The organism is Pseudoxanthomonas yeongjuensis, assembly GCF_010093345.1.
In the GTDB taxonomy this organism is placed as follows: domain Bacteria; phylum Pseudomonadota; class Gammaproteobacteria; order Xanthomonadales; family Xanthomonadaceae; genus Pseudoxanthomonas_A; species Pseudoxanthomonas_A yeongjuensis.
Map to the genome: position 1 here is coordinate 1,263,799 of NZ_PDWT01000001.1, position 26,253 is coordinate 1,290,051.

Here is a 26,253-nt window from a genome sequence, read left to right on the forward strand (position 1 = left end):
GATTGTACCCTTGGCGTACGTAGGAGCGACGTGAGTCGCGACTGAATTCCCCACAACAAGGCCATCGCGACTCACGTCGCTCCTACGCGCTTCATCGGCCTTCGGGAGCCGCCGAGAAGTAGAAGGTGAAAGCGCCCTTGCCCTCATCGGCGGCCTTGACCACGATCGGCGCCAAGGGCCCCGGGCCCGCGAGGACGCCCTCGCCCAGCACCACCGGATCGGACTTCTTGAACCAGCCACTGCGCCAGCCCTTGATCGTCACCGGGATGCGCTTGCCCGGCATCAGTTCGAGCGTAGCGCGGGCGCCGCGGTTTTCGTCCACCACCACGATGTTGCGTCCACCCTCGGAAGTCATCGACTCCTGCTCGAAAGCGAACAACGGCTGCCCATCGGCCTCGATGGCGAAGCGCCAGTCGGCATTGCCGACCGCGCCATCCTGCTGCACGGCGACCCGCTGCAGTTGCAGGCGGAGTTGTTGCGGCAGCGCGGGCTGTTCGAGCTTCGCTTCGGCAGGCTTCGCTTCGGCGACGACCGCGGCCGGCACCGGAACATCGCCCTTCAGGTCGTTGCGGATGTTGATGTAAACCGTGGTCAGCGCGGCAAGCAGGGCCGCGCTGCCGGTAAGGATGGCGGGCAGATGGCTGATGACCGGCTTTTTCTCGTTGTCCGCCACGCGGGAATCCTGTCGCAGGAGTGGATAGGCATGGATTTTATCGCTGTTCCCTGCCCTTCTGGGCACTCCTGCGCACGCATCGCCGCTCGGGGAACGTACTCAGGGAACCGGAGCCAGCTCCACCTTGCCCGCGCCGACCGGATTGCGCGGATCGCTGCCCGTCGACAGCGTGTCCGTGCGCTTGTCCCATTCCACCGTCTGCAGGTTGCCCCAACGGTGGCTGGAACCGAGCCCGGCTTCATCGCCGCCCTGCAATTCGTGGCCCATCGCCCGCAGCGCCTGCGTCGTTCCCGGGGCGAACGCGCCGCTTTCCGCCTGGATCAGGTCCGGTAGCCATTGATGGTGGTAGCGCGGCAGCGCCGCGACCTCCTGCGCACCCAGGCCGGCGTCGTAGCCAAGCATGCCCAGCAGGACCATGGTGATGATGCGACTGCCACCGGGCGTACCCAGCACGGCGACCTTGTCGGCCGATTCCATGAAGGTCGGCGTCATCGAACTGAGCATGCGCTTGCCCGGCTTCGGCGCGTTGGCTTCATAGCCCATCACGCCGAAGGCGTTCGGAGTGCCGGGCTTCAACGCGAAATCGTCCATCTCGTCGTTGAGCAGCACGCCGGTGCCCTTCGGGATCAGGCCCGAGCCATACAGCAGGTTGACCGTCTGGGTGCCGCCGACCCGGTTGCCCTCGGCGTCGATGATCGAAAAGTGGGTGGTTTCCTCGTCCTCCAGTGGCGTCGGTTTGCCCGAAAGCAGTGCGCTGGGCGTGGCCCTGTCCGGATGGATGGTCGCGCGCAGGCCTTGCGCATAGTCGCGATTGGTCAACACGTCCTGCGGGATGTCGGTGAAATCCGGGTCGCCGAGGAAGAAGGTGCGGTCGCGATAGGCGCGGCGCATCGACTCCACGACCAGGTGCACGCGATGCGCTTCATCGAGTTTCTGCAGGTCGTAGGGTTCGAGGATCTGCAGCATCTCGGCCAGGGCGATGCCGCCGGACGAAGGCGGCGGTGCGGTGGTGACCTTCCAGCCGCGGAAGTCGAAACTGATCGGCGTGCGTTGCTTGACCCGGTAGGCGGACAGTTCGTCGGCGGTCCAGCGGCCGCCGGCCTGCCTGACCCCGGCGAGCAGCTTCTTCGCCGTCTCGCCGCGATAGAAGCCATCGAAACCCTTCTCCGCCAGCAACTCCAGCGTATGCGCCAGCTCCGGCTGCCTGAAGGTGTCGCCTTCCGCGATCGGCTTCCCGCCACGCTCGTAGACTTCGCGCGTACCGGGATAGCGGCGCATCACCTCACGGCGTTGCTGGTAGCCGCCGGCCATGCGCGCATAGACCGGGAAGCCTTCATGGGCGATGCGGATCGCCGGCGCCAACGATGCAGCCAACGGCAGGCGACCGTGCTTCTGCGCCAGTTCGACCAGCGCCGCCGGCAGACCGGGGATGCCCGCCGACCACGGGCCGTTCTGCGAGCGCTCCGGATCGAGCTTGCCGTCCTTGTCCAGGTATTGGTCCGGCGTGGCCGAAGCCGGCGCGTATTCGCGCGCGTCGAGGAAAACATCCTTGCCGGTCTTCGCGTCATGCAGCAGGAAGAAACCGCCGCCACCCAGTCCGGAGCTGATCGGCTCCACCACCGACAGCGTCGACGACACCGCGACCGCCGCATCGAAGGCATTGCCGCCGGCGCGGATGATCTCGAAACCGGCATCGGTGGCCAGGGCATGGCCGCTGGCGATGGCGGCGCCCGGCGGGTGGGTCGCCTTGCCGGCCTGTGTGGAATCCGCAGCGAATGCGGGGGAGAGGGAACACAACGCCAATGCGATGGCGAAAATACTGCGAAGTCTCACGTTCACTCCTGTCCTAAGCGGTTTGCTGGAGCCGCCGCAGCTTCGCCAGCAGGTCCTCCTCGCTTTCAGGATACGCCGGATCGGGGTCGATGCACTCCACCGGGCAGACGACCACGCATTGCGGTTCGTCGAAATGGCCGACGCATTCGGTGCAGCGCGCCGGATCGATGACGTAGATGGTCTCGCCCATGGTGATGGCCTGGTTGGGGCAGGCCGGCTCGCAGACGTCGCAGTTGACGCAGAGTTCGTTGATCTTCAGCGACATTTCAATGCCTGCGAAAGCAGCAATGGAGCCAATGTGGGAGGGGCGTAAGCCCCGATGCTCTCGGCCATGTCGCTATCGGGGCTTACGCCCCTCCCACAAAAGCCCCGCCTGCGCGGGATGACGCTTCCGCAAAGGCATGGCCGCGCTGCGGCCACGCGCTACGCCCAGCAGCAAAGTCGCTGGATCCCCGCCTGCGCGGGGATGACGCTTCCGCAAAGGCATGGCCGCGCTGCGGCCACGCGCTAAGCCCAACAGCAAAGTCGCTGGATCCCCGCCTGCGCGGGGATGACGCTTCCGCAAAGGCATGGCCGCGCTGCGGCCACGCGCGGAAGCGTCACTTGGCTTCGACGAAGACGTAGTCTGCTCCCGAGGGAGTCACTGCGGCCTTGACCCGCTCGTTGTCCGCTGCCTGGCCGATGAAGAGGATCTTGACCTTCTTCATGGTGTCCGGCGGTACGGGCTTGAAACCGGCGATGATGATGTCGGCCATCTTGGCCGACTCCGGCGAGCCGAATGCGATCAGGTTGCCGCCGACGATGCCGCGCGCCAGTGCATTGCTGACTTGATCCTGTTGGCCTTTGTAGTCGGATTCGAACTTGGGATTGTCTTGCCCGGTCAGGTAATAGACGAACGGGTTGTTGGTGATGTCGCCCATGTTGCGGCCGACCACATCCTGCAGGTAGGCCTTCCATGCGGCGTCATCGGCCGTGGCCGGGGCGCTCAGCGCCGCGGCTTGCGCGGGTGCGGCGGCTTCCTGCTTCTTGCAGGCTGCGAATGGCAGTACGAGGCAGGCGACCAGCAGTAAACGGGTAGCGATCTTCATGGTGTTTTCCCCTCCGTTGAGTCTTGCGATGAATGATGTTGCGTGGGTCATGGCGCGGTTTTGGACCGCCATTGTTCCTGCAGCGCGGCGGCCACGGCCTGCGGCACGAAACCGGAAATATCGCCGCCAAGGCGCGAGATTTCGCGCACCAGCGACGATGAGATGAATCCGTACTGCTCGGCCGGGGTCAGGAACAGCGTTTCCACTTCCGGGATCAGGTGGCGGTTCATGCTGGCCAGCTGGAACTCGTATTCGAAATCGGACACCGCGCGCAGGCCGCGCAGCAGCACGCCGCCGCCGACTTCGCCGACGAAATGCGCCAGCAGCGAATTGAAGCCGCGCACTTCGATGTGCGGATGATGGGCGACGGCTTCGCGCGCCAGCCGCACGCGCAATTCGAGCGGCAGCGCCGGACCCTTGCCCGGGCTTTCGGCGACGCCGATGATAAGCCGCTCGAACAGCGGCGCGGCACGGTCTATCAGGTCGATATGACCATTGGTGATGGGGTCGAACGTGCCGGGATAAACCGCGATACGGGTACGCGCCACACTCATTCAGGGACCACCACGGAAATGTTGCCGTTCAGTGTATCAGCGCTGCGCAGCCCGGGCGCGCGGTACAGGGCGTAGCGCACCTCGCGGGTGTGTCCTTCGCGGTGCAAGGCCCACTCCACCGGCAGCGTGGGCGCCTGTCCGGGCGGAGACTCCACGTACAGCCATGCGCTTTGCGCCAGCTTCGGCAGCAGCGCGGCCAGGGTCGGCTGCCACAGGTCCGCATCGAAAGGCGGATCGACGAATGCCACATCGAAACTGGCCGGTGCCTGCCGTCCCAGCCAGGCCAGCGCATCGCCGTGCGCGACTTCGACCAACTCCTGCGCCGATAATCGCGCAACCGTTTCACTCAGGGACCGGGCCAGCGCCGCGTCGCGCTCCACCAGCACCGCATGCGCCGCGCCGCGGGATACCGCCTCCAGGCCCAAGGCGCCGGTGCCGGCGAATACGTCCACCACCCGCGCGCCCGCAAGTACCGGCATCAACCAGTTGAACAGGGTCTCGCGTACGCGATCGCCGCTGGGGCGCAAGCCGGGGCTGGCCGGCACCGGCAGGCGCGTACCGCGCCAGCGGCCGCCGATGATGCGGACCTTGCCGTGCTCGGTTCGGGCGGCGAGATTCATAGGGGCGGGTTTCATCGGGGCATGTTCATCGGGGCCTGCCGGGTGCCGGTGCTAGCATGTGCGCATTCTCCGATATCCCCGAGCAATGGTCAGTTTTTTCCGCCGCAAGAAGCCTCCCACCGGCCCTGGAACCCCGCCCGATACCGACTCCACACGCCGTTTCAGCGTCGAGGAGCTGGCGGCTGCGTTCCCCGAACCAGCCCGGCAGGAGGAACCCGACTCAGGACAAATCGCTCCCGTGACCGGGGAAAGCGACGCGGCCGCAGCTTCGGTACCCGTGCAGGTCGCCGACCCGGTCATTCCCGTTCCGGCCTCCGCAGTCGTCGACAACTCGCCAGCGCCTGCGACTCCCGGCAAACCCGGCTGGCGCGAACGCCTGCGCGGTAGTGGTTTCGCCCGTGGCTTGGGTGGGTTGTTTTCGCGCAACCCCAAGCTCGACGACGACCTGCTGGACGAAATCGAGACCGCCCTGCTGACCGCCGATGTCGGCGTACCCGCGACCACGGCATTGATCGAAGACCTGCGCAAGCGCATGAAGGCGCGCGAATTCGCCGATGCCAACGCCTTGCTCAAGGCCTTGCGCGCCGAATTGATCGCGATGTTGGCCGCGGTCGCAATGCCGCTGCGGATCGACGCCTCCGCCAAGCCCTTCGTCGTGCTCACGGTCGGTGTCAACGGCGTGGGCAAGACCACCACCATCGGCAAGCTCGCGCGCCGTTTCAAGGAACAGGGCCACAGCCTGATGCTGGCCGCCGGCGACACTTTCCGTGCCGCCGCGGTCGCGCAACTGCAGACCTGGGGCGATCGCAACGGCGTGCCGGTGATCGCCCAGGGCCAGGATGCGGATGCGGCCTCGGTGGCCTTCGATGCGCTGCAGGCGGCCAAGGCGCGCGGCATCGAAGTGCTGATCGCCGACACCGCCGGACGCCTGCACACGCAACAGGGATTGATGGCCGAACTGGGCAAGATCCGCCGTGTACTCGGCAAGCTCGACCCCACCGCGCCGCACGAAGTATTGATGGTCATCGACGGCACCACGGGGCAGAACGCGCTTTCGCAATTGCGCCAGTTCCATGCCGCGGTCGGCGTCACCGGCCTGGTGGTGACCAAGCTGGACGGCACCGCCAAGGGCGGCGTGGTCTTTGCCCTCGCGCGCGAGTTCGGCATCCCGATCCGCTATGCGGGCATAGGCGAACGTTCCGAGGACCTGCGGGTATTCGATGCAGAAGCCTTCGTCGATGCACTGCTGCCGGAATCACTGGGCGCGTGAGCGACCACGGGCAGCGCTGACATGACCCGGCGCCGCAAGATCGCACTGCTGGTGATCGCGGCGGCGATACTGGCCGGCGTGGTGGCGTTGCGTTGGCTGCTCGATCCCGGCTATCTGGTGCCCACTGCGCTCAACCTGGCGGGAAAATCGCTGGGTCTTGAAATCACCGCCAGCGGCATCGGCGAATATCGGCTGCGTGGAACGCCGCAACTGGTCGCCCGCAACGTCATCGCGCGCGAACCGGGGGCGAAGACGGCCGTGTTGACCGCCGAACGCGTCTTCATTTCGGTGCCGTGGTCGACCTTGCGCGCTCGTGGCCGCGACCTGATCGCCAACCGTTTGGAACTGGATGCGCCGGTGCTGGATATGGCCGCCTTCCAGGCCTGGCAATCCAAGCGACCGCCAAGCACGACTCCCATCCCGACACTCGCCAGCGGCATCGGCATCGTTCGCGGGCAGGTGATCGGCGAAGGCTGGAAAATCGACAATCTCGATGCGGAGCTGAAGTCGCTGGCGCCCGCAAAACCGTTGAGAGCGCATTTGCGTGGCCGTTACGACGGCAATGGCCTGACCGCACCCATCGATGTACATGCGACTCTGACCAAACCCGCATCCGGTGCCGGCGTTGGTATTGCCGGACAGATCGCACTGGAAAGCGCGCAATGGCGATTGCCTTCGCGAATCACCTTGTCCGCAAAACTGAACATGGAGAGCGGCCTGGGCTTGCAGGGCGCGGTGCTGGCGGCGAAGTCGCGTTATGTTTCCGGCAACACTTCACTGCCGTTCGCCGTGGCTATCGCGGGACCGCTCCAGTTCGGCGACAGCGGACTGAGCCTGCGGCCCGCAGGTCTGGCGCTGCGTGGCCAGGAAACGATGCCCACGCTGGACGCCGGCGGTGCCTTCTCGTTGTACGACGACATGCGAATCGACCTGGACGGTTCGCTCGCCGACTGGCCCGCCGCATGGCCGGCATTGCCTGCACCGCTGGGACATTCGACCTCGCCGCTGCCGTTCGTGCTGGCCTATGGCGGACCCGGCGATCTGTCCGGTATCGCAGCCCTGAAGCTGCAACGCGACGACACCGTGTTCGACGTACGTTTCCATCTGTTCGAGGTGATGGAATGGATCGATGCTTCCACACAAGGCTCGCCCCTGCCTCCGATCGCAGGCACCTTGAAGACGCCGAAGCTGGAAATTTCCGGGGCGACGCTGGAAGGCGTGGAAGTGCGACTCGAAGACCCGTCGATGCCCACGACCGCACCTGCCCAATGAACAATCCGCCCGACACCTTCGCATCGCGCCTGCTGGACTGGTTCGATCATTCAGGCCGCCACGACCTGCCGTGGCAGCATCCGCGCACGCCCTACCGGGTGTGGCTGGCGGAAATCATGCTGCAGCAGACCCAGGTGAAGACGGTGATGCCGTACTTCGATCGCTTCGTCTCGGCATTCCCGACGCTTGCCGATCTCGCCAGGGCGTCGCTCGACGAAGTTCTGGCGCAATGGTCGGGGCTTGGCTATTACGCCCGCGCCCGTAACCTGCATGCCACCGCGCGCTTGTGCATGGAACTGCATGGCGGCGACCTGCCACGCGACCACGATGCGCTGGTCGCCCTGCCCGGCATCGGCCGCAGCACCGCCGGCGCGATCCTGGCGCAGGCCTGGGGCGATCGCTCCGCGATCCTCGACGGCAACGTCAAGCGCGTACTCACCCGCTACCACGGCATCGGCGGCTGGCCGAATTCGCCCGCGGTCGAGAAGGAACTGTGGGCATTGGCGCAGGCGCACCTGCCCGATGCGCGCATGGCCGACTACACCCAAGCGCAGATGGATTTCGGCGCGACCTTGTGCACGCGACAGAATCCCGCCTGCATGTTGTGCGTGCTGCAGGACGATTGCGCGGCCCTGCGTGACGGACGCGTGGAAGAACTACCCACCTCGCGTCCTGGCAAGCCGCTACCCGAACGCAGCGCGCTGGTCCTGCTGGCGGAAAACGCAGCCGGCGAAGTGCTGCTGCAACGACGGCCACCGACCGGCATCTGGGCTTCGCTCTGGTCGCTGCCCGAGGCGGAAAGCCACGAGCAGGCCCGCGAGTGGTTTTCGGTGCACCTGCGCGGCGACTACGACCACGCCGAAGCCCTGGCGGAAATCCCGCATGTATTCACCCACTACCGCCTGCGCATGCATCCGCTACGCTGGCAGGCCCTCGCCGCACGCGACGTGGTACGCGACAATGACGACCTGCGCTGGGTGGCGCGTGCGGACCTGGTCTCGCTCGGATTGCCCGCGCCCATCCGCAAGCTGCTCGGCGAACAAGCGCCGCGCTGAAAGGACCGCCATGCCAAGAACCATCTTCTGCGAATACGAAAAAGGCGAAGCCGAAGGCCTGGATTTCGTCCCCTATCCCGGCGAGCTGGGCCAGCGCATCTACGCGCACATCGGCAAGCCGGCCTGGGCCGCATGGCTGGCGCACCAGACCATGTTGATCAACGAGAACCGGCTGTCGCCGCGCGATCCCAAGCACCGCAAGTTCCTGGAAGAGGAACTGGAGAAATTCCTGTTCGGCAGTGGTGCAGAAAAACCCGCGGGTTTCGTCCCGGAACAGTGACGCACATGGCTTGTAGAGCCGAGCTTGCTCGGCTGCTCTGCGCACAGGATCAAAGGCAGCCGAGCAAGCTCGGCTCTACGTAGACCCAATTTGGACATCGGGCTCAACCAGCCGCAGCCTCGCGCTCAACCAGCTTCGCCTCGCGCAGGTTCTTCTGCGCCTGCTTCAACGCCTTCACGTCCAGCGGACGGATGGTCTCGATCCGGCACGGTACGCGCATGCTGCTGGAGCCGCCGCCATGCACGTAGACATTGTCGAAACGCGCCGAAACCCGGCTCATCATGTTGCTCAGGCTGATCGCCGGGGCGTAATCCAGATCGGCGCATCGTCCGTAGAGCTCCAGCAGATAGGCCTGACTGGGCTTGGTCCAGACCACGAGGGCGCTGTCGCCCAGCGGGGTCCAGCCATTGATCTGGCCGAAATACTGGAAATCCCTGACCGGTTCGCCGGCATGGGTCTTGTACAGGGCCAGGGTTTCGGCATCGCTCAACCTGGTGGTGCTGCATGCGCCCAGCACCAATGCCAAGGCCAGGCCCGATATCAACTTCTTCATGACGCTCTCCGGAGGGGAATAGCCGTGATACGCAGAGGATGCGGCCATCGTCGCTCCATGGACACCCCGCCACCCACCCGGTTCAGCCCACGTGCGGCTTGCCGCGAAGGCCCCGCGCCCGTATCATGCCGCCCCTCACTTCGGCTCGGCCGCAGGTGCATGGCCGGGTAGCTCAGTCGGTAGAGCAAGGGATTGAAAATCCCTGTGTCGGGGGTTCGATTCCCTCCCCGGCCACCATTCTGGTGGCGCTGAAACGTAGGAAGGACAAGGGTTTCCAGTGATGGAAGCCCTTTTTCGTTTCCGGGGTCCGGTTTCATTGTCCGGCAATTGTCCGGCCGGGATGAGTCTGGCCGGTGCCGTGTCAGATTTTCCCTACCCCACGCCGGGTCGTCCGCCGACTGTCGTGCCATCGCCCGCCGGGCATGCTGTCCCTGCGATGGAATTCGCCTTTGATGCACAGGGAATGGAGTGCCGGTTTGGATCGGCGGTGGGGCAGCGTCGACGCCTCGCTGCAGTCGAGGTGCCTGGCCATGAAACGTTCCCTGCTGATGCTTCGCCCATCGTACGAGGGATGGAAATTGATGGACAACGGCAAGCCGGTGTTCTGGTTTCCGGAAAAGAGCGCGGCGCTGGAAGTCGCCAATATGATCGCCGAAGCGCGCCATGCTTATTCGCAGCAACCCACCGGCGTCGAAGTGGAGTCCGATGGGCGCGCGCTCGAGCGGGTAAGCACCTATGGCTAGAGAAGCCCTGCATCATTGATCCCGTTCGTGGCGAGCCCGTCCAGGCCCTGCCGGGGACTCATCGAAAATCAACAACTTGCCGGCCAGGCCCGGTAAATACCCCAACGATTGCTTTACACATCCCCCTGGCGGCCAACCTAAGCTGCGCTTCCGACTGTGGAGCCGTCGCATGCGTAGCCTGCCCGCCCTGCTGTTGCTCTTGGCCTGTCTCGTACCTGATGCGCACGCCGCCAATCCCGTCGTCTCGGTGCCGCAGCTGGATATCTCGCGCTACGCCGGCCAGTGGTACGAGATCGCGCATTTGCCGACTTCGTTCCAGGCGAAGTGCATCGGCGACATAACCGCCACCTACACCTTGGGCGAGGATACGCATATCGGCGTGCGCAACGCCTGCCGCACCGCCGATGGCGGCATCCGGGTCGCGGAAGGCCTGGCGCGCCCGGTGGAAGGGTACCCCGGCCGCCTCGAAGTGCGTTTCGTACCCGACTGGCTGTCGTGGGTGCCGTTCGTATGGGCCGATTACTGGGTGATCGACCTGGATCCCGGCTATACCTGGGCCGTGGTCGGCGAACCGGACCGCGAGTACCTGTGGATCCTGTCGCGCGAACCGAGCATGGACCGCGTCCTGTTCGAGCAGATCAAGGCCCGGGCCATCGCCATGGGCTACGACCTGGGACTCCTGGTCGTGACTGCGCCGCTGCGAGGGGATTAGCTGCCATACGCCGTAGTATCCTTGTCCATCGCCTGATCGATGGGAACGGACATGACGCGTACTTGGCAGTGGATTTCGTTTTCGCTTCTTTGCCTGGCCCTTGCGGCCTGCAGCGGAGGACTGGTGCGGCGCGTATCCCCGCCCGCGGCCAGCATCCAGCAACTGACGGTCAACACCGACGGTAGCTGGTCGGTGGACCTGCGGCTGCAGAACTACAGCAGCATTCCGATGCGTTTCGACAGCGCCGATCTGGCGATCACGGTCGGCGATCAGACCGCCGGCAGCCTCAAGGGTGCGCCGCGGATTTCGATCGGCCCCGAGTCCGCCGACGTGGTCACCCTGCCATTCAAGCCCGGCATCGAAGCACGCATGGCCGTCGCCGACGCGTTGGCCGGGCGGCGCTCACTGGGCTACACGCTGAAGGGCAAGCTGGAAGCGGTGCCGGACGAAGGCAAATCGAAATCCTTCGATATCGATACCAAGAACACCCTGAGCCCGGTTCCCGGCCTGGATGGCGTGCTGCGCTGAAAATCCCCCGTAGGAGCGGGCCTTGCCCGCGACGCTCCTTCCAGTCGTAGCGAAAAGCATCGCGGGCAAGGCCCGCTCCTACACCACCTTATGGAACCCACTGACGCATGAGCACCTACAAAGCTCCCCTGACCGATATCCGCTTCGCCCTCTACGATGTGCTGGGCGCCGAAGCCCTGTTCGCGAAACTCGGCTACGACGATGCCACTCGCGACGTGCTGGACGCGGTGCTGGAGGAAGCCGGACGCTTCGCCGAAACCGTGCTGGCCCCGCTCAACAGCGTCGGCGACGAGGTCGGCTGCAGCTTCGACAAGGCCAGCGGCGACGTCACCACGCCGCCGGGCTTCCGCGAGGCGTACACGCAATTCATCGAAGGCGGCTGGACCGGCCTGACCGCCGCCCCGGAATCCGGCGGCCAGGGCCTGCCGCACGTCATGGGCGTGCCGTTGAACGAGATGATCAACGCCGCCAACCTGGCCTGGGGCAATTTCCCGCTGCTTTCGCATGGCGCGGTGGAGGCGCTGAAACAACACGGCGAGGACTGGCAGCGCGAGGTGTTCCTCAAGCCGATAGTGGAAGGCCGCTGGACCGGCACCATGTGCCTGACCGAACCGCATTGCGGCACCGATCTGGGCCTGATCAAGACCCGAGCCGAAACCAATGCCGACGGCAGCTATGCGGTCACCGGCACCAAGATCTTCATCACCGCCGGCGAGCACGACCTGACCGACAACATCGTCCACCTGGTGCTGGCGAAACTGCCGGACGCACCTGCAGGCGCGAAGGGCATCTCGCTGTTCGTCGTGCCCAAGTTCAAGGTCGCGCGCGACGGCAGCGTGGGCGAACGCAACGCGGTGCGTTGCGGCTCGATCGAGCACAAGATGGGAATCAAGGGTTCGGTCACCTGCGTGATGAACTTCGATGGCGCCGAAGGCTACCTCGTCGGACAGCCGCACAAAGGCCTGCTGGCGATGTTCACCATGATGAATACCGCACGCCTGGGCGTCGGCCTGCAGGGCATCGGCCTGTCCGAACGCGCTTATCAGAATGCGTTGCGCTATTCGCTTGACCGTTTGCAGACCCGCTCGCTCAGCGGCCCCAAATTCCCCGACAAACCCGCCGATCCGATCGTCGTCCATCCCGACGTGCGGCGCATGTTGTTGACGGTGAAGTCGCTGGTCGAAGGCAGTCGTCTGCTGGCGTTGCATGCCGGTACGTTGATCGACATCGCCCATCATGCCGAGGATGCGGCGGAACGCGAACAGGCCGACGTGCTGGTCAGTTTCCTGACCCCGATCTCCAAGGCCTGCCAGACCGAATGGGGCATCGAAAACACCTACAACGCGCTGCAATGCTTCGGCGGCCACGGCTATATCCGCGAGCACGGCATGGAGCAACTGGCCCGCGATGCGCGCATCACCACACTGTACGAAGGCACCACCGGCATCCAGTCGCTCGACCTGATGGGCCGCAAGACGGCTTCGACCAAGGCCGCGGGATTGAAGTTGTTCCTCGCCCAGATCGAGGCCTTCGCCAAGGAACACGAAGACGATGCGTCGCTGGCCGAATTCATCGCGCCATTGCGGCAGAAAGCCGCCGAGTGGGCCAGCTTGACCCAGGGCATCCTGCAGCGCGCGGCCGGCGATCCCGAGGAAATCGGCGCGGCCAGCACCGACTACCTGTTCTATTCGGGCTATGTCGCCCTGGCCTACTGGTGGGCGCGCAGCGTGGCCGCGGCCAATGCATCGGCGCATCCGCAATCGTTCAAGCAGTCCAAGCTGGAAACCGCGCGTTTCTACTACGCCCGCATCCTGCCGCGCACGCTGGCCCATGCGGCGGCGATCGAATCCGGTGCGGCGCCGCTCATGGCGATGGACGCAGAACGCTTCGGCCCCTGACCCTCTTGTAGGAGCGGGCCTTGCCCGCGATGCTTCTGACTCACCGGCAAAAGCATCGCAGGCAAGGCCCGCTCCTACGACCGACCGACCGACCGCCTGTACACAAATCATCAACATTTAGGTATAACCTGTTTCCCCGATGGAAGCAGACGCAGCTCAGCTTCACCTGATAGACACCGGCAGCACTCCTGACCCGGTCTCGTTCGCATCGCATCCCTCCACCCGTTCCAGTACCGTGCGCCTGCTGTCGCTGGATGCGCATGGCCGCGTCCTGGACTGGATCAACTGGCAGGACGCCACCTGCCTGTACGCGCGCGATGCCGTCGCCTGGACCCTGGGCGACCCCTGCCTGCGCGTGCATGGCGGCACCAGCCGCACGACCGGCGAACAAAGCATCATCGAGCTGCACCCCATCGTCGCCTCGCGCGGCCATGCGCGGGTGCAGGCGCTGTCGCCGACGCCGACCCTGAGCAACACCGCGCTGTTCGCCCGCGACGCCCAGCTGTGCCTGTACTGCGGGCGCGAATATTCGCGCCCCAGCCTGACCCGCGACCACGTGCTGCCGCTGTCCAAGGGCGGGCGGGATATCTGGGAAAACGTGGTCACCGCCTGTTTCCACTGCAACTCGCGCAAGGCCAACCGCACCCCGCAACAAGCCAACATGCCGTTGCTGGCGGTGCCTTACCGGCCCAGTTGGATCGAGCACCTGATCCTCTCCAACCGCAATATCCTGGCCGACCAGATGGCCTTCCTGAAGGCGCACCTGCCGAAGCGCTCCAAACTCTCTGCCTGAACCAACCCCGTAGGAGCGCCCCTTGGGCGCGATGCTCTTTCGTGTCGTAGCCGGCATAAAAGCATCGCGCCCAAGGGGCGCTCCTACGGGGTTTGCTTGCCCGTCCCTGCAATGGGGAGGAAAATGGCGCGAATGATCGACCCCAGCCGCTACCCCCGCCTTTCCCACATCGAAACCCCGGCCGACCTGCGCCAGTTCGACGAATCCGAACTGACCGCGATCGCCGATGAGTTGCGCGCCTACCTGATCGAATCGGTGGGCAAGAGCGGTGGTCATTTCGGCGCCGGCCTGGGGGTGATCGAACTGACCGTCGCCCTGCACTACCTGTTCAACACTCCCGACGACCGCCTGGTCTGGGATGTCGGCCACCAGACCTACCCGCACAAGATCCTGACCGGGCGCCGCGACCGGATCCACACGGTCAAGCAGGCCGATGGCGTGGCCCCGTTCCCCAAGCGCGAGGAAAGCGAATACGACACCTTCGGCGTCGGCCATTCCTCGACCTCGATCTCGGCCGCGCTGGGCATGGCCATCGCCAATGCGCGGGCCGGCAACGAGCGCAAGGTCGTGGCGGTGATCGGCGATGGCGCGATGACCGCGGGCATGGCCTTCGAGGCGCTCAACCATGCAGGCGGCATGGAGGACCCGGAACCCAACCTGCTGGTGATCCTCAACGACAACCAGATGTCGATTTCCGAGAACGTCGGCGGCCTGACCAAGATGCTCGGCCGGATCAGCAGCAGCCGCACGCTCAATGCCCTGCGCGAAGGCGGCAAGAAGCTGCTCGGCGACAAGCGCAAGCCACCGGCGCGCTTCATGCGCCGCTGGGAAGAACACTGGAAGGGCATGTTCGTGCCCTCCACCCTGTTCGAACAGATGGGCTTCCACTACACCGGCCCGATCGACGGTCATGACGTGCCGGCGCTGGTAGGCGCGCTGAAAACGCTGAAGACCCTCAAGGGTCCGCAACTGCTGCATGTCATGACCACCAAGGGCAAGGGCTACGAACTGGCCGAAGACGACCAGATCGGCTATCACGCGGTGGGACCGTTCGATCCCGAAAAGGGACTGATCAGCAAGGGCGGCGCGAAGAAGCCGACCTATACCGACGTGTTCGGCGACTGGATCTGCGACATGGCCGCCGCCGATCCGAAACTGCTGGGCATCACCCCGGCGATGCGCGAAGGCTCGGGCCTGGTGCGCTTCAGCAAGGAATACCCGCAACGCTATTTCGATGTGGCCATCGCCGAGCAGCATGCCGTCACCCTGGCCGCGGGCATGGCCTGCGAAGGCGCCAAGCCGGTGGTCGCCATCTATTCCACCTTCCTGCAGCGCGGTTACGACCAGTTGGTGCACGACGTGGCGATCCAGAAGCTCGACGTGCTGTTCGCGATCGATCGCGGCGGCGTGGTCGGCCCGGACGGCGCCACCCACGCCGGCAACCTTGATTTGAGCTACCTGCGTTGCGTGCCGCACATGGTGGTGATGGCGCCGGCCGACGAGGACGAGTGCCGCAAGATGCTCAGCACCGGCTTCCGGCACGAAGGCCCGGCCGCGGTGCGCTATCCGCGCGGCACCGGCCCCGGCGTGGCCATCGATCCGTCGCTGGCGACCCTGCCGATCGGCAAGGCCGAGGTCCGCGCGCAGGGCGCGCGCATCGCCCTGCTCGCATTCGGCGCGACCGTGCCGGCGGCGGAACAGGTCGGCAAGGAGTTGGGACTGACCGTGGTCAACATGCGCTTCGTCAAGCCGCTGGATCGCACCCTCATCCTGGAGCTGGCGAAGACCCACGAAGGCTTCGTCACCATCGAGGACAACGTGGTCATGGGCGGCGCGGGTTCCGGCGTGGCCGAATTGCTGAATTCGGAAGAGCTGCCGATGCCGATCCTGCACCTGGGCCTGCCGGACGATTTCCAGCATCACGCCAGCCGCGAACAACTGCTGGCCGAGGCGGGCATCGATGCGGTCGGCATCCGTGCGGCCGTACTCCGGCGCTGGCCGTCGTTGCAGGCGACGGACGCAGTCCGCAGCGTCGCCAGTTAGCGCTATCGGTTAAAGCGGCGCTTCGACCTGGTAGCCCTTCACCTGCAGGTAGGACAGGTAGCCATCCGGCTTCAACAGTTCGGCGATGGGCAGGATCGCGAAAGTAATCCGGTTCTTCTGCAGCGCCTCTTCCGCCGTTTTGAGCCACTGCGCCCTGACCCGGGCTTCGACGTCGCTCATCCCGCGCTTCCTGGCGAACTCGCTGCTGGTCAGCGCCGAGAGGCAGGCGCCCGCCTGCTTTTCCGATGGCAAGGCACGCAGTGCATCCAGGTCGCCGACGGACCATGCGTTGGCGCGATCGACCATCTCCGGGATGTCCTTCTCCACCCGGTCCAGGGACGCGCGGAAGCACTCGAGGTCGTTCACGCCTTCCCGGGTGAAATCCTTGATCGCCGCTTTCGGGTCGTCGATCACTATCTTCAGCGTGGTCGGCGTGATCTTCATCTTGCGCTGTTTCAGCACCGCCTCGATCACCGGCGTGATGACCGGCTTCTGCCCGAGGCCCGCCTTGCGATTGGCCTTCGCATAGAGTTCGTTGGCCACGAGTATCGGCCGCTTCTTCTCGATGCCCTTGTCCTTGCCGAAATACCGGGGCTTCAGCGCGGCCCATCGCGCATAGACGTCTGCCGGCAACACCTCGCTCAGGGTCTTGCCCTCCGGGTTCTTGCCTGCTTTCAGCGCCGAGGGCAGCAGCATCAGGCCCTTGAACACGCCGATATCCGCATCCAGCACCAGGCCAGGCATGCCAAGCACCTGGTCCGCCTGTTCGAGAATCGACCTGACCTCGTCCGATTTCCAGCTGATGCCGCTGGGCAGCGGCGACAAGGTTCCCAGCACCCAAAGCCCATGGTCGCCCTTCGATACCTTCCACATGCCCGGGCCAGGCTGCGCGCCGGTCACCACCATCGTTTCCAGTTCCAGCACGCCCTCGCTGTCGATGTGTTGCGCAGGCGTCGATTCGACGGGCGATGATTGCGCCATGACCGGCGAAGCCAGGCACCAGCAGGCCATGAGTGCGAAGAGGAAACGCATGGGCGTCGCCGTGAAGGGAGGTGTGCGACAGATTAGCCGCAAGCACGGGCGCATTGAATGATCGGCACCGGCAACGGCATGCCGATGTTCAGCATGATTCCTGCTGTCAGTGCGCCAGTCCGCCCGCGGCGCGCAGCTCGCTTGCCAGGGGACTCCGCTCGTCCAGCATCTCCAGTCCGCTCCACACGAACCCCGGCGACACCGAACAGTTCACCAGCGAATATTCGCCGTGGGTCCGCGCGCTTTGCCAGATGCCCGCAGGCACCACCTGCAGCAATTGCCCACCGCGCGCGGAGGTATCCAGTTGCACGCGGCTGAGCGCATGCGCGGCTGCGTCGTACATCAGCAACTCGACCGAGCTTCCTTCCTGCCAGTCCCAGACTTCGGCCGCGTCCACGCGATGCCAGCGGCTGCCTGCGCCTTCGGTAAGCAGGAACTGGATCGAGGTGAGCGTAGGCCGCAGCACGCCGTTCGCCTCGACCTGCTTGGTGGATTCGTAAACCCGCCGGTAATGGCCCCCTTCCGGATGTGGCGCCAGTTGCAGTGTGTCTATCAGTTCAAGGGCCCGCGGGTGCATCGATCAATCCTGGTCCAGCTTCGGTGTACATGCTTTTATGAACATGCTTCTGTGTACACGCTTCTGTGAGCATGGCGCAATAAAAACCCGCATTCTGCAATGCGGGTTTTGGTGAGTGCTTTCGCGATTGGTCGGGACGGCCGGATTTGAACCGACGACCCTCTGCCCCCCAGGCAGATGCGCTACCAGGCTGCGCTACGCCCCGAACTTGTGCGAATTCCCGCCTTGGCGACGGGGCGGCAATTATAGCTGTATTTCCTACCGTCTTTCAGAAGAAAGCGGCACGCCTCCGTAGGAGCGCCCCTTGGGCGCGATGCCTTTCCACCAACTCCCGCGAAAAGCATCGCGGGCGAGGCCCGCTCCTGCGGACATTGGCGGGAAATGCACGCTAACGGCGCAGCAGCTGCAGTATCTCTTCCAGCTCCATGCGCACCTGCTTGACGATCTGGTTGCTCAGTGCCGATTCCTGCCTGGCGCCCTCGCCTTCCAGGCGCAGCCGGGCACCGCCGATGGTATAGCCCTGCTCGTACAGCAGGCCGCGGATCTGGCGCACCATCAGCACGTCGTGGCGCTGGTAATAGCGGCGGTTGCCGCGGCGCTTGACCGGCTCCAGGCTGGGGAACTCGGTTTCCCAGTAGCGCAGCACATGCGGCTTCACGTCGCACAGCTCGCTGACTTCACCGATGGTGAAATAGCGCTTGGCGGGGATCGGCGGTAACTCGCGGTTGCTGCCCGGATCAAGCATGTCCGGCTCCGGCGTAGGCTTCCACGCGCTCCTTGAGCTTCTGTCCCGGGCGGAAGGTGACCACGGTGCGGGCCGAGATCGGAATCTCTTCGCCGGTCTTGGGATTGCGGCCGGGGCGCTGGTTCTTGCGGCGCAGGTCGAAATTGCCGAAGCCCGAAAGCTTGACCTGGCGGCCCTGCTCCAGTGCTTCGCGCAGCACGTCGAAATAGGCGTCCACGAATTCCTTGGCCTCGCGCTTGTTCAGCCCGACCTCGTCGAACAACCGCTCGGACATTTCAGCTTTCGTCAGTGCCATGTATTCCTTCCCCTCAATCCTTTAACCGCCGGCCTTCAACCACGAATCCTGGCGCCGTGGTCGCGCTCGATCGCGGCCACCACCGCGGTCACTACGCCTTCCACATCGCGGTCGGTCAGAGTGCGTGAGTTGTCCTGCAAAATCAAGCCCATAGCCAAGCTCTTTTGACCAGATTCGACCCCTGCGCCGACATAACGATCGAACAGCAGCAGATCCCGCAGCAATGGGCCCACGACCTCTCGGACCGTGGTCGAAATAGCCGCCCAGGGCACGCTGTCGGCCACGACGAACGCGAGATCGCGACGGACGGACGGAAAGCGCGAAAGCTCGGAAGCCCTCGGCAACGCGCGCGAGGTCAGCGGCGCCAGATCCAGTTCGAACCCGAGCACCTCATCGTCCAGATCCAGCGCGCGCAGCAGGCGAGGATGCAACTGGCCTATCCAGCCGATCCGCACGCCCTCGCGGAACACGTCGGCCGAGCGCCCGGGATGGCCGAACGCATGCGCGGAGGGACGGTATTCGAGGACCGCGCCGGAGGCTGCGGCCAGGCTGTCCAGGTCGCCCTTGAGGTCGTGGAAATCGGCCTTGCGCGCCGCTTCGCCCCATTGCTCGGACCGCGCGTCGCCATGGATCGCCGCGGCGATGCGCAGCGTCTCGAGGGGAGCTTCACCCGACTTCCGGCTCGCGAATACATTGCCCAATTCGAACAGGCGTACCCGGCCGGCTTGCCGGGCGACGTTGCGCTGCACCGCCGAAACGAGTCCGGGCAGCAGTCGCGTGCGCATCACGCCCAACTCCGCGCTGAGCGGATTGGCCAGGGGCACGGCGTTCTCGCTGGCGCTCCACTGCGCGAGCAGCGCGGCATCGACGAAGGCGTAGTTCACCGTTTCCAGATAATCGCGCGCGGCCAGCTGGCGGCGGACGCTGGAGGCTTCCACCCGGGTTTCGGTGGGCGCGGCGATACGGGTGGCGCCGCCGGGCAGTGTGGTCGGGATGCGGTCGTAGCCGTGGATACGGGCCAGTTCCTCGATCAGATCCTCCTCGATGGCGATATCGAAGCGCCTGCTGGGCGAAACGATTTCCCACCCGGCGTCGTTGGCTTCGACCTGCATGCCGAGCGCGCGCAGGATGCGCTCCACGTCGGCGTCCGCGATTTCGATTCCCAGGACACGTGCGATGCGGGCACGGCGCAACGCGATGCGAGCCGGCCTGGGCAAGTGCTCCGACAACATGGCCTCCACCACCGGCCCCGGCGAACCGCCGGCCAGTTCGACGATGAGCCGGGTCGCCACTTCGACGGCCTGGCGCGGCAGTTCGGGGTCCACGCCACGTTCGAAACGATGGCCCGCATCGGTATGCAGCCCGAGCTTGCGTCCACGGCCGATGATCGCCGAGGGAACCCAGTGCGCCGCCTCCAGGAAAACATTGCGCGTCGCATCGGTCACCCGGGTGTCGTGGCCGCCCATGATCCCGCCGAGCGCCACTGCGCGCGAACCGACGCCACCCTGCTGGCTATCCGACACCACCAGGAAGTCTTCGCCGAGCGACACCGTGCGGCCATCGAGGAGTTTCAGCTCTTCACCAGCACGCCCTTCCCCGCTCCGCGCATGGCGCACCACGATGGGGCCGGCCAGCGTGTCGCGATCGAACGCGTGCATCGGCTGCCCGAGTTCCAGCATCACGTACTGGGTCACGTCGACCAGGAAACTGATCGGCCGCACGCCGCTGCGACGCAGGCGTTCCGCCATCCATACGGGCGTGGCGATGGCAGCGTCCACGCCTTCGATCACGCGGCCGACGAAGCGCGGCACTTTCGCGCCGGCGTCCAGCTCGATCTCGAGCGCGCTGTCGATCAGTGCGGGCATCGGCGTGGCGTCGAAGGCGACCACCGCGCTGCCGCAGGCCGCGGCCACGTCGAAAGCGATGCCGCGCACGCTGAAGCAGTCGGCGCGATTGGGCGTTAGCTTGATCTCGATGCTGGCGTCGGGCAGCGACAGGTAATCGGCGATGGATGCACCGATCGGCGCATCGTCGGGCAATTCCAGCAGGCCGGAGGCATCGGCATCGATGCCCAGTTCCTTCGCCGAGCACAGCATGCCGTTGGAATCCACGCCGCGCAGCTTGGCCGCCTTGATGGTGATTTCGCCGACCACGGTACCGACCGTGGCCAAGGGCGCGACCAGGCCCGGTCGCGCATTCGGCGCACCGCACACGATCTGCAGCAACTCGCCCTGCCCGGCATCGACCTTGCACACCTGCAGGCGATCGGCTTCGGGATGCTTGGCGCATTCGACGATGCGCGCCACGACCACGCCGGCCAGCGATTCGCCGAGCGGGGTGACTTCCTCGACCTCAAGGCCGATCGCGGTCAGCGTGGCGGCGAGTTCGTCGCGCGAGGCGTCGGTGGGAACGTGGCTGCGTAACCAGTTTTCGGAAAATTTCATCGTGTCGTCACCATAGGGTGGGCCCTGGCCCACCATTTCCATGCATCAAATGTCGTGAATGCCGAACGAAGCGGTGGGCCAAGGCCCACCCTACGCGAACTGTTTCAGGAACCGCACATCGTTCTCGAAGAACGCGCGCAGATCGTTGACGCCGTAGCGCAGCATCGCGAAGCGCTCCACGCCCAGGCCGAAGGCGAAGCCGGTGTAGCGCTCGGGATCGATGCCGCAACTCTTCAGCACGTTCGGATGGACCATGCCGCAACCCAGCACTTCCAGCCAACGGGTGCTGCCGTCCGGCTGCTGCCAGGCGATGTCGACCTCGGCGCCGGGTTCGACGAAGGGGAAATAGCTGGGGCGGAAGCGCATCTCGAAATCGCGCTCGAAGAACGCGCGCACGAATTCGGTGAGCGTGCCCTTGAGGTCGGCGAAGGTGGAATGCTCGTCGACCAGCAGGCCTTCGACCTGGTGGAACATCGGCGAATGGGTCTGGTCGCTGTCGCTGCGGTAGACCTTGCCGGCGGCGATCATGCGCAACGGCGGTTGGTGCTCGCCCATGTAGCGGACCTGTACCCCCGAAGTGTGCGTGCGCAGCAGGCGACCATCGCCGAAATAGAAGGTGTCATGCATCGCGCGCGCCGGGTGGTGCGGCGGGAAATTCAGCGCTTCGAAGTTGTGCCAGTCGTCCTCGATCTCGGGGCCATCGGCCAGTTCGTAACCGAGCCGGCCGAAGATGTCGGCGATGCGTTCCAGGGTGCGGCTGATCGGGTGCAGGCCACCGCGTCCTGGATCGCGCCCCGGCAGGGTGACGTCGATGTTTTCGCCGGACAGACGCGCATCGAGTGCAGCATCCTCCAGCAGGGCCTTGCGTGCTGACAGCGCGGTGGCAATGGCATCGCGCGCGACATTGATCGCCTCGCCCGCGGCCTTGCGCTGGTCGCCCGGCAAAGTGCCCAGCTGCTTCAGTTGCGCGGTGACGGTGCCGCTCTTGCCCAGCAACGCCACGCGCAGGGACTCCAGCGCATCGGGCGTCTGCGCGGCGGCGATATCGGCCAACGCCTGGGTGGACAGCGATTCGATTTCACTCATGAACGATCTGACCTCATATGGCATCGGCTCGCACACCCTGCCGTGGGAGCGACGTAAGTCGCGATGGCGTTACCGATAGAACCCAATCGCGACTTACGTCGCTCCTACGCAGAATGGCCAGGCCAAAAAAACAATGGGGAAGGACTTGCGCCCTTCCCCACGTGTTCGGCGATGAACCGCCAGTACTGCTTTACGGTGGAGATCGCAGGCTTACGCCGCGAGTGCGCCCTTGGCTTTTTCGGCCAGGGCCGCAAAACCCACTGGATCATGCACGGCGATGTCGGCCAGCACCTTGCGGTCCAGGGTGATACCGGCCTTGAGCATGCCGTTCATGAAACGGCTGTAGCTCAAACCGTTGATGCGGGCAGCCGCATTGATGCGGGTGATCCACAGCGAACGGAAATTGCGCTTCTTCTGCTTGCGGCCGATATACGCGTACTGACCGGCCTTGATGACGGCCTGGTTGGCGACGCGGAAGACCTTGCGGCGGGCGTTGTAGTAGCCCTTGGCGAGCTTCAGGATTTTCTTGTGACGGCGGCGCGCCGTTACACCACGTTTGACTCGTGCCATTGTTCAGTCCTCAGAGATACGGAAGCATACGATCCAGACGCTTGGAGTCTTCGGCGCGAATGATGTTCGTCGCACGAAGGCCGCGCTTACGCTTGGTCGACTTCTTGGTGAGGATGTGGCTCTTGTTGGCGTGGCCAGCCTTGTATTTGCCGGAAGCGGTCTTCCGGAAACGCTTGGCCGCCGCCCGGTGGGTCTTGATCTTGGGCATTGCGGTGGTCCTTGTTGGTTTCTGTAACTGACCCGGGCGGCAGCCTTGATGCTTCGTCATGAAGCGGCCACGCTTTCCATCCATGCCCAATGTCGGCTTGTAAGTCGTTGAATCTTTTAGGAAATAAACGACAGGTCCTGTGGCTGCGAGCAGCCGGCCCGATGTACCGGGCCGCGTATTATGCCCGCGGCGGGTTTTCCTTGCAAATCAGGGTTTTGCCTCTGCTGGCCTGGGCCTGGAGATCAAAAGGCCCTCTCCCTTTGCCCTCTCCCGCAAGCGGGCGAGGGAAACGGGTGGCGTCAGCGGCCTTTGGCCGCCGACCTCATTTCTTTTTGGGCGCGATCATCATCACCATCTGCCGGCCTTCCAGGCGCGGGCGCGATTCGATCACGATCTCGTCGCCGAGCTCGGTCTCGATGCGCGTGGCCATTTCGCGGCCCAGTTCCTGGTGGCTCATCTCACGGCCACGGAAGCGGATGTTGATTTTGACCTTGTCGCCTTCTTCCAGGAAGCGGCGGATGTTGCGCATCTTGATCTGGTAGTCGCCCTCATCGGTGACCGGCCGGAACTTGAGTTCCTTGATCTCGACCTGCTTCTGCTTCTTCTTGGCGGCGTTGGCCTTCTTCTGGGCTTCGAACTTGAACTTGCCGAAGTCCATGATGCGGCAGACCGGCGGATCGGCCTGGGGCTGGATTTCCACCAGATCCATGCCGGACTCCTCGGCCAGCGCGATCGCGGCGTCGCGCGACAACACGCCGACCATCTCGCCATCGGCACCGATCACGCGCACGTTGGGTACGCGGATCTCGCCGTTCTTGCGGTTTTGTTTGTTATCGGGGGTACTGATTGGTGCAATCTCCCAAGGGATATTTCATGCCGGCCCCACAGGGGCCGGGACATTTCTTTACGCGACTTCTTTACGCGACTTGCTCCGCACGCAGGCGTTCGGCGAAGGCGGCGACGCTCATTGTGCCTAAATCTTCCCCGGAGCGCGTGCGTACCGCAATGGCGCCATTCTCCTTCTCGCGGTCCCCGACCACCAGCAGATAAGGCACCCGCTGCAGCGTGTGCTCGCGGATCTTGTAGCCGACCTTCTCGTTACGGACATCGGAAATGACACGAAATCCTTGATTTGAAAGGGATTTTTGCACTTCGGCCACATAATCGGCCTGGGCGTCGGTGATGTTCATCACCACTGCCTGGCGTGGGGCCAGCCACGACGGGAAGGCCCCGGCATGGTGTTCGATCAGGATGCCGATGAAGCGTTCCATCGACCCGACAATGGCCCGGTGCAGCATCACCGGGTGCTGGCGCGCGGAATTCTCGTCCACGTACTCGGCCCCCAGGCGTTCCGGCATCATGAAATCGACCTGCATGGTGCCCAGTTGCCAGGTCCGGCCGATGGCGTCCTTGAGGTGGTACTCGATCTTGGGGCCGTAGAACGCCCCCTCGCCCGGCAATTCTCCCCATTCCACCCCGGCCGCACGCAAGGCCGAGCGCAGCGATTCTTCGGCCTTGTCCCAGGTGGCGTCGTCGCCCAGGCGCGGTTCCGGGCGCAGCGCCAGCTTGACCTGCACCTCGGTGAAGCCGAAGTCGGCGTAGACCTTCATTGCCTGCAGGTGGAAGTCGGTGACCTCGGACTCGATCTGCTCTTCGGTGCAGAAGATATGGCCATCGTCCTGGGTGAAGCCGCGCACGCGCAGGATCCCGTGCAGCGCGCCGGACGGTTCATTGCGGTGGCAGGCGCCGAATTCGCCATAGCGGATCGGCAGGTCGCGGTAGCTGTGCAGGCCCTGGTTGAACACCTGCACGTGGCCCGGGCAGTTCATCGGCTTCAGCGCATAAGTGCGCTTCTCCGATTCGGTGAAGAACATGTTGTCCTGGTAGTTGTCCCAGTGGCCGGATTTCTGCCACAGCGACACGTCCAGGATCTGCGGGCAGCGCACTTCGCCGTAGCCGGTATCGCGGTAAACCTTGCGCATGTACTGCTCGACCACCTGCCAGACGGCCCATCCCCTGGGATGCCAGAACACCAGGCCCGGCGCCTCTTCCTGCAGGTGGAACAGCTCCTGCTGCTTGGCGATCTTGCGATGGTCGCGCTTGTCGGCTTCCTCGATGCGAGTGATGTAGGCCTCGAGCTGCTTCTTGTCGGCCCAAGCGGTGCCGTAGATGCGCTGCAGCTGCTCGTTCTTGGCATCGCCGCGCCAATAGGCGCCGGAAATGCGCGTGAGCTTGAACGACTTCAAAAAGCGCGTGTTGGGCACGTGCGGGCCGCGGCACATGTCCACGTATTCCTGGTGGTAGTACAGGCCCATCGCGGTCTCGTCGGGCATGTCCTCGATCAGGCGCAGCTTGTATTCCTCGCCGCGCGACTTGAACACCTCGATCACTTCCGCGCGCGGGGTGACCTTCTTGACCACGTCGTAGTCCTGTTCGATCAGTTCGCGCATGCGCTGCTCGATCGCGGCCAGGTCCTCGGGGGTGAACGGGCGCTCGTTCCAGATATCGTAATAGAAGCCTTCGGCGATGACCGGGCCGATCACCATCTTGGCCGCGGGGAACAGCTGCTTCACCGCATGGCCGACCAGGTGCGCGCTGGAGTGGCGGATGATCTCCAGCCCTTCCTCGTCCCTGGGGGTGATGATGCGCAGCGAAGCGTCGTGGTCGATGCGGTCGCTGGCATCCACCAGCTTGCCGTCCACCGCGCCGGCCACGGTGGCCTTGGCCAGCCCGGCGCCGATGGACTGGGCCACTTCCATGACGCTGACGGGGTTTTCGAATTCGCGGCGGCTGCCGTCGGGGAGCGTGATCGTGATCATTCTTCGGTTCCAGAAACGGAAAAAGGCGCTGCGCGCCTTCTGTACACCAACGGAAGAGGCGGCAGGGAAATCAGCAGGGGAAGTTGGTAGTGCTCATGTCGCACGCTAGACGGCCCGTCGCCGCCACCTCTGGATTGTCGCCATTGCCGGAACCACGCCTGCAAGCGTGGTGGGCGGTACAGGGTTCGAACCTGTGACCCCTACCATGTCAAGGTAGTGCTCTACCGCTGAGCTAACCGCCCGGTATGCCCCGAAAGCACGCTTTCAGGGGCGCGCATCATAGCATCCATGCGCGTGGTTCGGAATCCATCAACGCTCCGGCTGCGGGATCGGCATCCGGCGCTCGCGGGACTGTGGGCGGCCGCTGGCCGGACGTGGCCGGATCCAGGCCTCAAAGTCCAAACGCCGGGATAAAGAACGGCTCTGTTCCCGTTCGCTGCGGATGATTCCCTCAGAAGTCGCCCTGTCGCATAGGCGACAGGCCTTTGTGGGAGGGACTTCAGTCCCGATGCTTTATCGATAGAGCCCGTCGGGACTGAAGTCCCTCCCACGCCCCGAAGGA

At 64.8% G+C, this 26,253-nt stretch carries 27 protein-coding genes and 3 tRNA genes; 11 read left to right on the forward strand and 19 right to left on the reverse strand.

Annotated elements, in window-relative coordinates; genetic code table 11:
• Positions 1-91 precede the first annotated feature (91 nt).
• From CSC74_RS05635 to rsmD, 6 genes are all read right to left on the reverse strand, one after another.
• Positions 92-673: a hypothetical protein gene (locus tag CSC74_RS05635; protein ID WP_162313397.1), complete on the reverse strand. Its 582-nt coding sequence runs from the start codon at positions 671-673 to the stop codon at positions 92-94.
• A gap of 99 nt (positions 674-772) precedes the next feature.
• Complete coding sequence (gene ggt / locus CSC74_RS05640; protein WP_425501434.1) at positions 773-2,482, reverse strand: gamma-glutamyltransferase; 1,710 nt, start codon at positions 2,480-2,482, stop codon at positions 773-775.
• Positions 2,483-2,519: 37 nt separating this feature from the next.
• Complete coding sequence (locus CSC74_RS05645) at positions 2,520-2,771, reverse strand: YfhL family 4Fe-4S dicluster ferredoxin (RefSeq protein WP_162313399.1); 252 nt, start codon at positions 2,769-2,771, stop codon at positions 2,520-2,522.
• A 334-nt stretch (positions 2,772-3,105) separates the two neighbouring features.
• Positions 3,106-3,594, reverse strand: coding sequence for a hypothetical protein (locus tag CSC74_RS05650; protein ID WP_162313400.1), 489 nt, complete (start codon positions 3,592-3,594; stop codon positions 3,106-3,108).
• Between the two features lie 47 nt (positions 3,595-3,641).
• Positions 3,642-4,148 carry a pantetheine-phosphate adenylyltransferase gene (gene coaD, locus CSC74_RS05655; protein WP_162313401.1) on the reverse strand — a complete coding sequence of 169 codons (507 nt, stop codon included), beginning with the start codon at positions 4,146-4,148 and terminating at the stop codon, positions 3,642-3,644.
• Positions 4,145-4,783, reverse strand: a complete 639-nt coding sequence (rsmD, locus tag CSC74_RS05660) for a 16S rRNA (guanine(966)-N(2))-methyltransferase RsmD (RefSeq protein WP_246192950.1) — start codon at positions 4,781-4,783, stop codon at positions 4,145-4,147. Before rsmD ends, coaD begins: the two co-directional genes overlap by 4 nt.
• Positions 4,784-4,853: 70 nt before the next feature.
• Here rsmD and ftsY point away from each other — a divergent pair, with 70 nt between their 5' ends.
• Genes ftsY through CSC74_RS05680 form a run of 4 tightly spaced genes read left to right on the forward strand, consistent with a single transcriptional unit; the run spans position 4,854 to position 8,645 of the window.
• Positions 4,854-6,038, forward strand: coding sequence for a signal recognition particle-docking protein FtsY (ftsY, locus tag CSC74_RS05665; protein ID WP_162313402.1), 1,185 nt, complete (start codon positions 4,854-4,856; stop codon positions 6,036-6,038).
• Positions 6,039-6,059: 21 nt separating this feature from the next.
• Complete coding sequence (locus CSC74_RS05670) at positions 6,060-7,310, forward strand: AsmA family protein (protein ID WP_162313403.1); 1,251 nt, start codon at positions 6,060-6,062, stop codon at positions 7,308-7,310.
• The gene (gene mutY, locus CSC74_RS05675) at positions 7,307-8,365 is read left to right on the forward strand and encodes an A/G-specific adenine glycosylase (RefSeq protein ID WP_162313404.1); all 1,059 of its coding nucleotides are present in this window, start codon (positions 7,307-7,309) and stop codon (positions 8,363-8,365) included. The genes CSC74_RS05670 and mutY overlap by 4 nt, the downstream gene beginning before the upstream one ends.
• Before the next feature lie 10 nt (positions 8,366-8,375).
• Positions 8,376-8,645: an oxidative damage protection protein gene (locus CSC74_RS05680; RefSeq protein ID WP_162313405.1), complete on the forward strand. Its 270-nt coding sequence runs from the start codon at positions 8,376-8,378 to the stop codon at positions 8,643-8,645.
• 103 nt (positions 8,646-8,748) lie between these two features.
• Here CSC74_RS05680 and CSC74_RS05685 read toward each other — a convergent pair whose 3' ends face one another.
• On the reverse strand, positions 8,749-9,198 hold the full coding sequence (locus CSC74_RS05685) for a DUF6491 family protein (RefSeq protein WP_162313406.1): 450 nt from the start codon (positions 9,196-9,198) through the stop codon (positions 8,749-8,751).
• A gap of 161 nt (positions 9,199-9,359) precedes the next feature.
• Here CSC74_RS05685 and CSC74_RS05690 point away from each other — a divergent pair.
• From CSC74_RS05690 to dxs, 7 genes are all read left to right on the forward strand, one after another.
• A tRNA-Phe gene (locus CSC74_RS05690) sits at positions 9,360-9,435 on the forward strand.
• Between the two features lie 293 nt (positions 9,436-9,728).
• Positions 9,729-9,941, forward strand: coding sequence for a hypothetical protein (locus CSC74_RS05695; protein ID WP_162313407.1), 213 nt, complete (start codon positions 9,729-9,731; stop codon positions 9,939-9,941).
• A 169-nt stretch (positions 9,942-10,110) separates the two neighbouring features.
• Positions 10,111-10,653: a lipocalin family protein gene (locus CSC74_RS05700; RefSeq protein ID WP_162313408.1), complete on the forward strand. Its 543-nt coding sequence runs from the start codon at positions 10,111-10,113 to the stop codon at positions 10,651-10,653.
• Positions 10,654-10,704: 51 nt separating this feature from the next.
• Positions 10,705-11,181 (forward strand): LEA/WHy family protein, encoded by a 477-nt coding sequence (locus CSC74_RS05705; protein WP_162313409.1) that lies wholly within the window; start codon positions 10,705-10,707, stop codon positions 11,179-11,181.
• Positions 11,182-11,288: 107 nt separating this feature from the next.
• Positions 11,289-13,079 (forward strand): acyl-CoA dehydrogenase C-terminal domain-containing protein, encoded by a 1,791-nt coding sequence (locus tag CSC74_RS05710; protein ID WP_162313410.1) that lies wholly within the window; start codon positions 11,289-11,291, stop codon positions 13,077-13,079.
• 139 nt (positions 13,080-13,218) lie between these two features.
• Positions 13,219-13,872: an HNH endonuclease gene (locus CSC74_RS05715; protein WP_162313411.1), complete on the forward strand. Its 654-nt coding sequence runs from the start codon at positions 13,219-13,221 to the stop codon at positions 13,870-13,872.
• Between the two features lie 132 nt (positions 13,873-14,004).
• Complete coding sequence (gene dxs / locus CSC74_RS05720) at positions 14,005-15,915, forward strand: 1-deoxy-D-xylulose-5-phosphate synthase (RefSeq protein WP_162313412.1); 1,911 nt, start codon at positions 14,005-14,007, stop codon at positions 15,913-15,915.
• Between the two features lie 9 nt (positions 15,916-15,924).
• Here the strand turns inward: dxs and CSC74_RS05725 are convergent, their stop codons facing one another.
• The 12 genes from CSC74_RS05725 to CSC74_RS05780 form a co-directional block, all read right to left on the reverse strand.
• A complete protein-coding gene (locus CSC74_RS05725) occupies positions 15,925-16,947 on the reverse strand; it encodes a TraB/GumN family protein (protein ID WP_162313413.1) in 1,023 nt (340 codons plus the stop codon).
• A 106-nt stretch (positions 16,948-17,053) separates the two neighbouring features.
• Complete coding sequence (locus CSC74_RS05730; RefSeq protein WP_162313414.1) at positions 17,054-17,524, reverse strand: cupin domain-containing protein; 471 nt, start codon at positions 17,522-17,524, stop codon at positions 17,054-17,056.
• Between the two features lie 128 nt (positions 17,525-17,652).
• Positions 17,653-17,729, reverse strand: a tRNA-Pro gene (locus CSC74_RS05735).
• 183 nt (positions 17,730-17,912) lie between these two features.
• Positions 17,913-18,269 carry a MerR family transcriptional regulator gene (locus CSC74_RS05740; RefSeq protein ID WP_162313415.1) on the reverse strand — a complete coding sequence of 119 codons (357 nt, stop codon included), beginning with the start codon at positions 18,267-18,269 and terminating at the stop codon, positions 17,913-17,915.
• Positions 18,262-18,564 (reverse strand): integration host factor subunit alpha, encoded by a 303-nt coding sequence (gene ihfA / locus CSC74_RS05745; RefSeq protein ID WP_162313416.1) that lies wholly within the window; start codon positions 18,562-18,564, stop codon positions 18,262-18,264. Before ihfA ends, CSC74_RS05740 begins: the two co-directional genes overlap by 8 nt.
• Positions 18,565-18,599: 35 nt before the next feature.
• Positions 18,600-21,008, reverse strand: coding sequence for a phenylalanine--tRNA ligase subunit beta (gene pheT, locus CSC74_RS05750; RefSeq protein ID WP_162313417.1), 2,409 nt, complete (start codon positions 21,006-21,008; stop codon positions 18,600-18,602).
• Between the two features lie 90 nt (positions 21,009-21,098).
• Entirely contained in the window at positions 21,099-22,094 is a 996-nt protein-coding gene (locus CSC74_RS05755; RefSeq protein WP_162313418.1) for a phenylalanine--tRNA ligase subunit alpha, read from the reverse strand.
• A gap of 210 nt (positions 22,095-22,304) precedes the next feature.
• A complete protein-coding gene (gene rplT / locus CSC74_RS05760) occupies positions 22,305-22,664 on the reverse strand; it encodes a 50S ribosomal protein L20 (RefSeq protein ID WP_162313419.1) in 360 nt (119 codons plus the stop codon).
• Between the two features lie 10 nt (positions 22,665-22,674).
• The gene (gene rpmI, locus CSC74_RS05765; protein ID WP_162313420.1) at positions 22,675-22,872 is read right to left on the reverse strand and encodes a 50S ribosomal protein L35; all 198 of its coding nucleotides are present in this window, start codon (positions 22,870-22,872) and stop codon (positions 22,675-22,677) included.
• Between the two features lie 322 nt (positions 22,873-23,194).
• Complete coding sequence (infC, locus tag CSC74_RS05770; protein ID WP_211369573.1) at positions 23,195-23,719, reverse strand: translation initiation factor IF-3; 525 nt, start codon at positions 23,717-23,719, stop codon at positions 23,195-23,197.
• Positions 23,720-23,789: 70 nt separating this feature from the next.
• Positions 23,790-25,691: a threonine--tRNA ligase gene (gene thrS, locus CSC74_RS05775; RefSeq protein WP_162313421.1), complete on the reverse strand. Its 1,902-nt coding sequence runs from the start codon at positions 25,689-25,691 to the stop codon at positions 23,790-23,792.
• Between the two features lie 167 nt (positions 25,692-25,858).
• Positions 25,859-25,933, reverse strand: a tRNA-Val gene (locus tag CSC74_RS05780).
• Positions 25,934-26,253: the final 320 nt, after the last annotated feature.

Excerpts from the sequence above, each read along its gene's own strand:
- CSC74_RS05645 (WP_162313399.1), bottom strand. The coding sequence starts at position 2,771 with ATGTCGCTGAAGATCAACGAACTCTGCGTCAACTGCGACGTCTGCGAG.
- CSC74_RS05650 (WP_162313400.1), bottom strand. The coding sequence starts at position 3,594 with ATGAAGATCGCTACCCGTTTACTGCTGGTCGCCTGCCTCGTACTGCCA.
- coaD (WP_162313401.1), bottom strand. The coding sequence starts at position 4,148 with ATGAGTGTGGCGCGTACCCGTATCGCGGTTTATCCCGGCACGTTCGAC.
- rsmD (WP_246192950.1), bottom strand. The coding sequence starts at position 4,783 with ATGAAACCCGCCCCTATGAATCTCGCCGCCCGAACCGAGCACGGCAAG.
- ftsY (WP_162313402.1), top strand. The coding sequence starts at position 4,854 with ATGGTCAGTTTTTTCCGCCGCAAGAAGCCTCCCACCGGCCCTGGAACC.
- CSC74_RS05670 (WP_162313403.1), top strand. The coding sequence starts at position 6,060 with ATGACCCGGCGCCGCAAGATCGCACTGCTGGTGATCGCGGCGGCGATA.
- mutY (WP_162313404.1), top strand. The coding sequence starts at position 7,307 with ATGAACAATCCGCCCGACACCTTCGCATCGCGCCTGCTGGACTGGTTC.
- CSC74_RS05680 (WP_162313405.1), top strand. The coding sequence starts at position 8,376 with ATGCCAAGAACCATCTTCTGCGAATACGAAAAAGGCGAAGCCGAAGGC.
- CSC74_RS05685 (WP_162313406.1), bottom strand. The coding sequence starts at position 9,198 with ATGAAGAAGTTGATATCGGGCCTGGCCTTGGCATTGGTGCTGGGCGCA.
- CSC74_RS05695 (WP_162313407.1), top strand. The coding sequence starts at position 9,729 with ATGAAACGTTCCCTGCTGATGCTTCGCCCATCGTACGAGGGATGGAAA.
- CSC74_RS05700 (WP_162313408.1), top strand. The coding sequence starts at position 10,111 with ATGCGTAGCCTGCCCGCCCTGCTGTTGCTCTTGGCCTGTCTCGTACCT.
- CSC74_RS05705 (WP_162313409.1), top strand. The coding sequence starts at position 10,705 with ATGACGCGTACTTGGCAGTGGATTTCGTTTTCGCTTCTTTGCCTGGCC.
- CSC74_RS05710 (WP_162313410.1), top strand. The coding sequence starts at position 11,289 with ATGAGCACCTACAAAGCTCCCCTGACCGATATCCGCTTCGCCCTCTAC.
- CSC74_RS05715 (WP_162313411.1), top strand. The coding sequence starts at position 13,219 with ATGGAAGCAGACGCAGCTCAGCTTCACCTGATAGACACCGGCAGCACT.
- dxs (WP_162313412.1), top strand. The coding sequence starts at position 14,005 with ATGATCGACCCCAGCCGCTACCCCCGCCTTTCCCACATCGAAACCCCG.
- CSC74_RS05725 (WP_162313413.1), bottom strand. The coding sequence starts at position 16,947 with ATGCGTTTCCTCTTCGCACTCATGGCCTGCTGGTGCCTGGCTTCGCCG.
- CSC74_RS05730 (WP_162313414.1), bottom strand. The coding sequence starts at position 17,524 with ATGCACCCGCGGGCCCTTGAACTGATAGACACACTGCAACTGGCGCCA.
- CSC74_RS05740 (WP_162313415.1), bottom strand. The coding sequence starts at position 18,269 with ATGCTTGATCCGGGCAGCAACCGCGAGTTACCGCCGATCCCCGCCAAG.
- ihfA (WP_162313416.1), bottom strand. The coding sequence starts at position 18,564 with ATGGCACTGACGAAAGCTGAAATGTCCGAGCGGTTGTTCGACGAGGTC.
- pheT (WP_162313417.1), bottom strand. The coding sequence starts at position 21,008 with ATGAAATTTTCCGAAAACTGGTTACGCAGCCACGTTCCCACCGACGCC.
- CSC74_RS05755 (WP_162313418.1), bottom strand. The coding sequence starts at position 22,094 with ATGAGTGAAATCGAATCGCTGTCCACCCAGGCGTTGGCCGATATCGCC.
- rplT (WP_162313419.1), bottom strand. The coding sequence starts at position 22,664 with ATGGCACGAGTCAAACGTGGTGTAACGGCGCGCCGCCGTCACAAGAAA.
- rpmI (WP_162313420.1), bottom strand. The coding sequence starts at position 22,872 with ATGCCCAAGATCAAGACCCACCGGGCGGCGGCCAAGCGTTTCCGGAAG.
- thrS (WP_162313421.1), bottom strand. The coding sequence starts at position 25,691 with ATGATCACGATCACGCTCCCCGACGGCAGCCGCCGCGAATTCGAAAAC.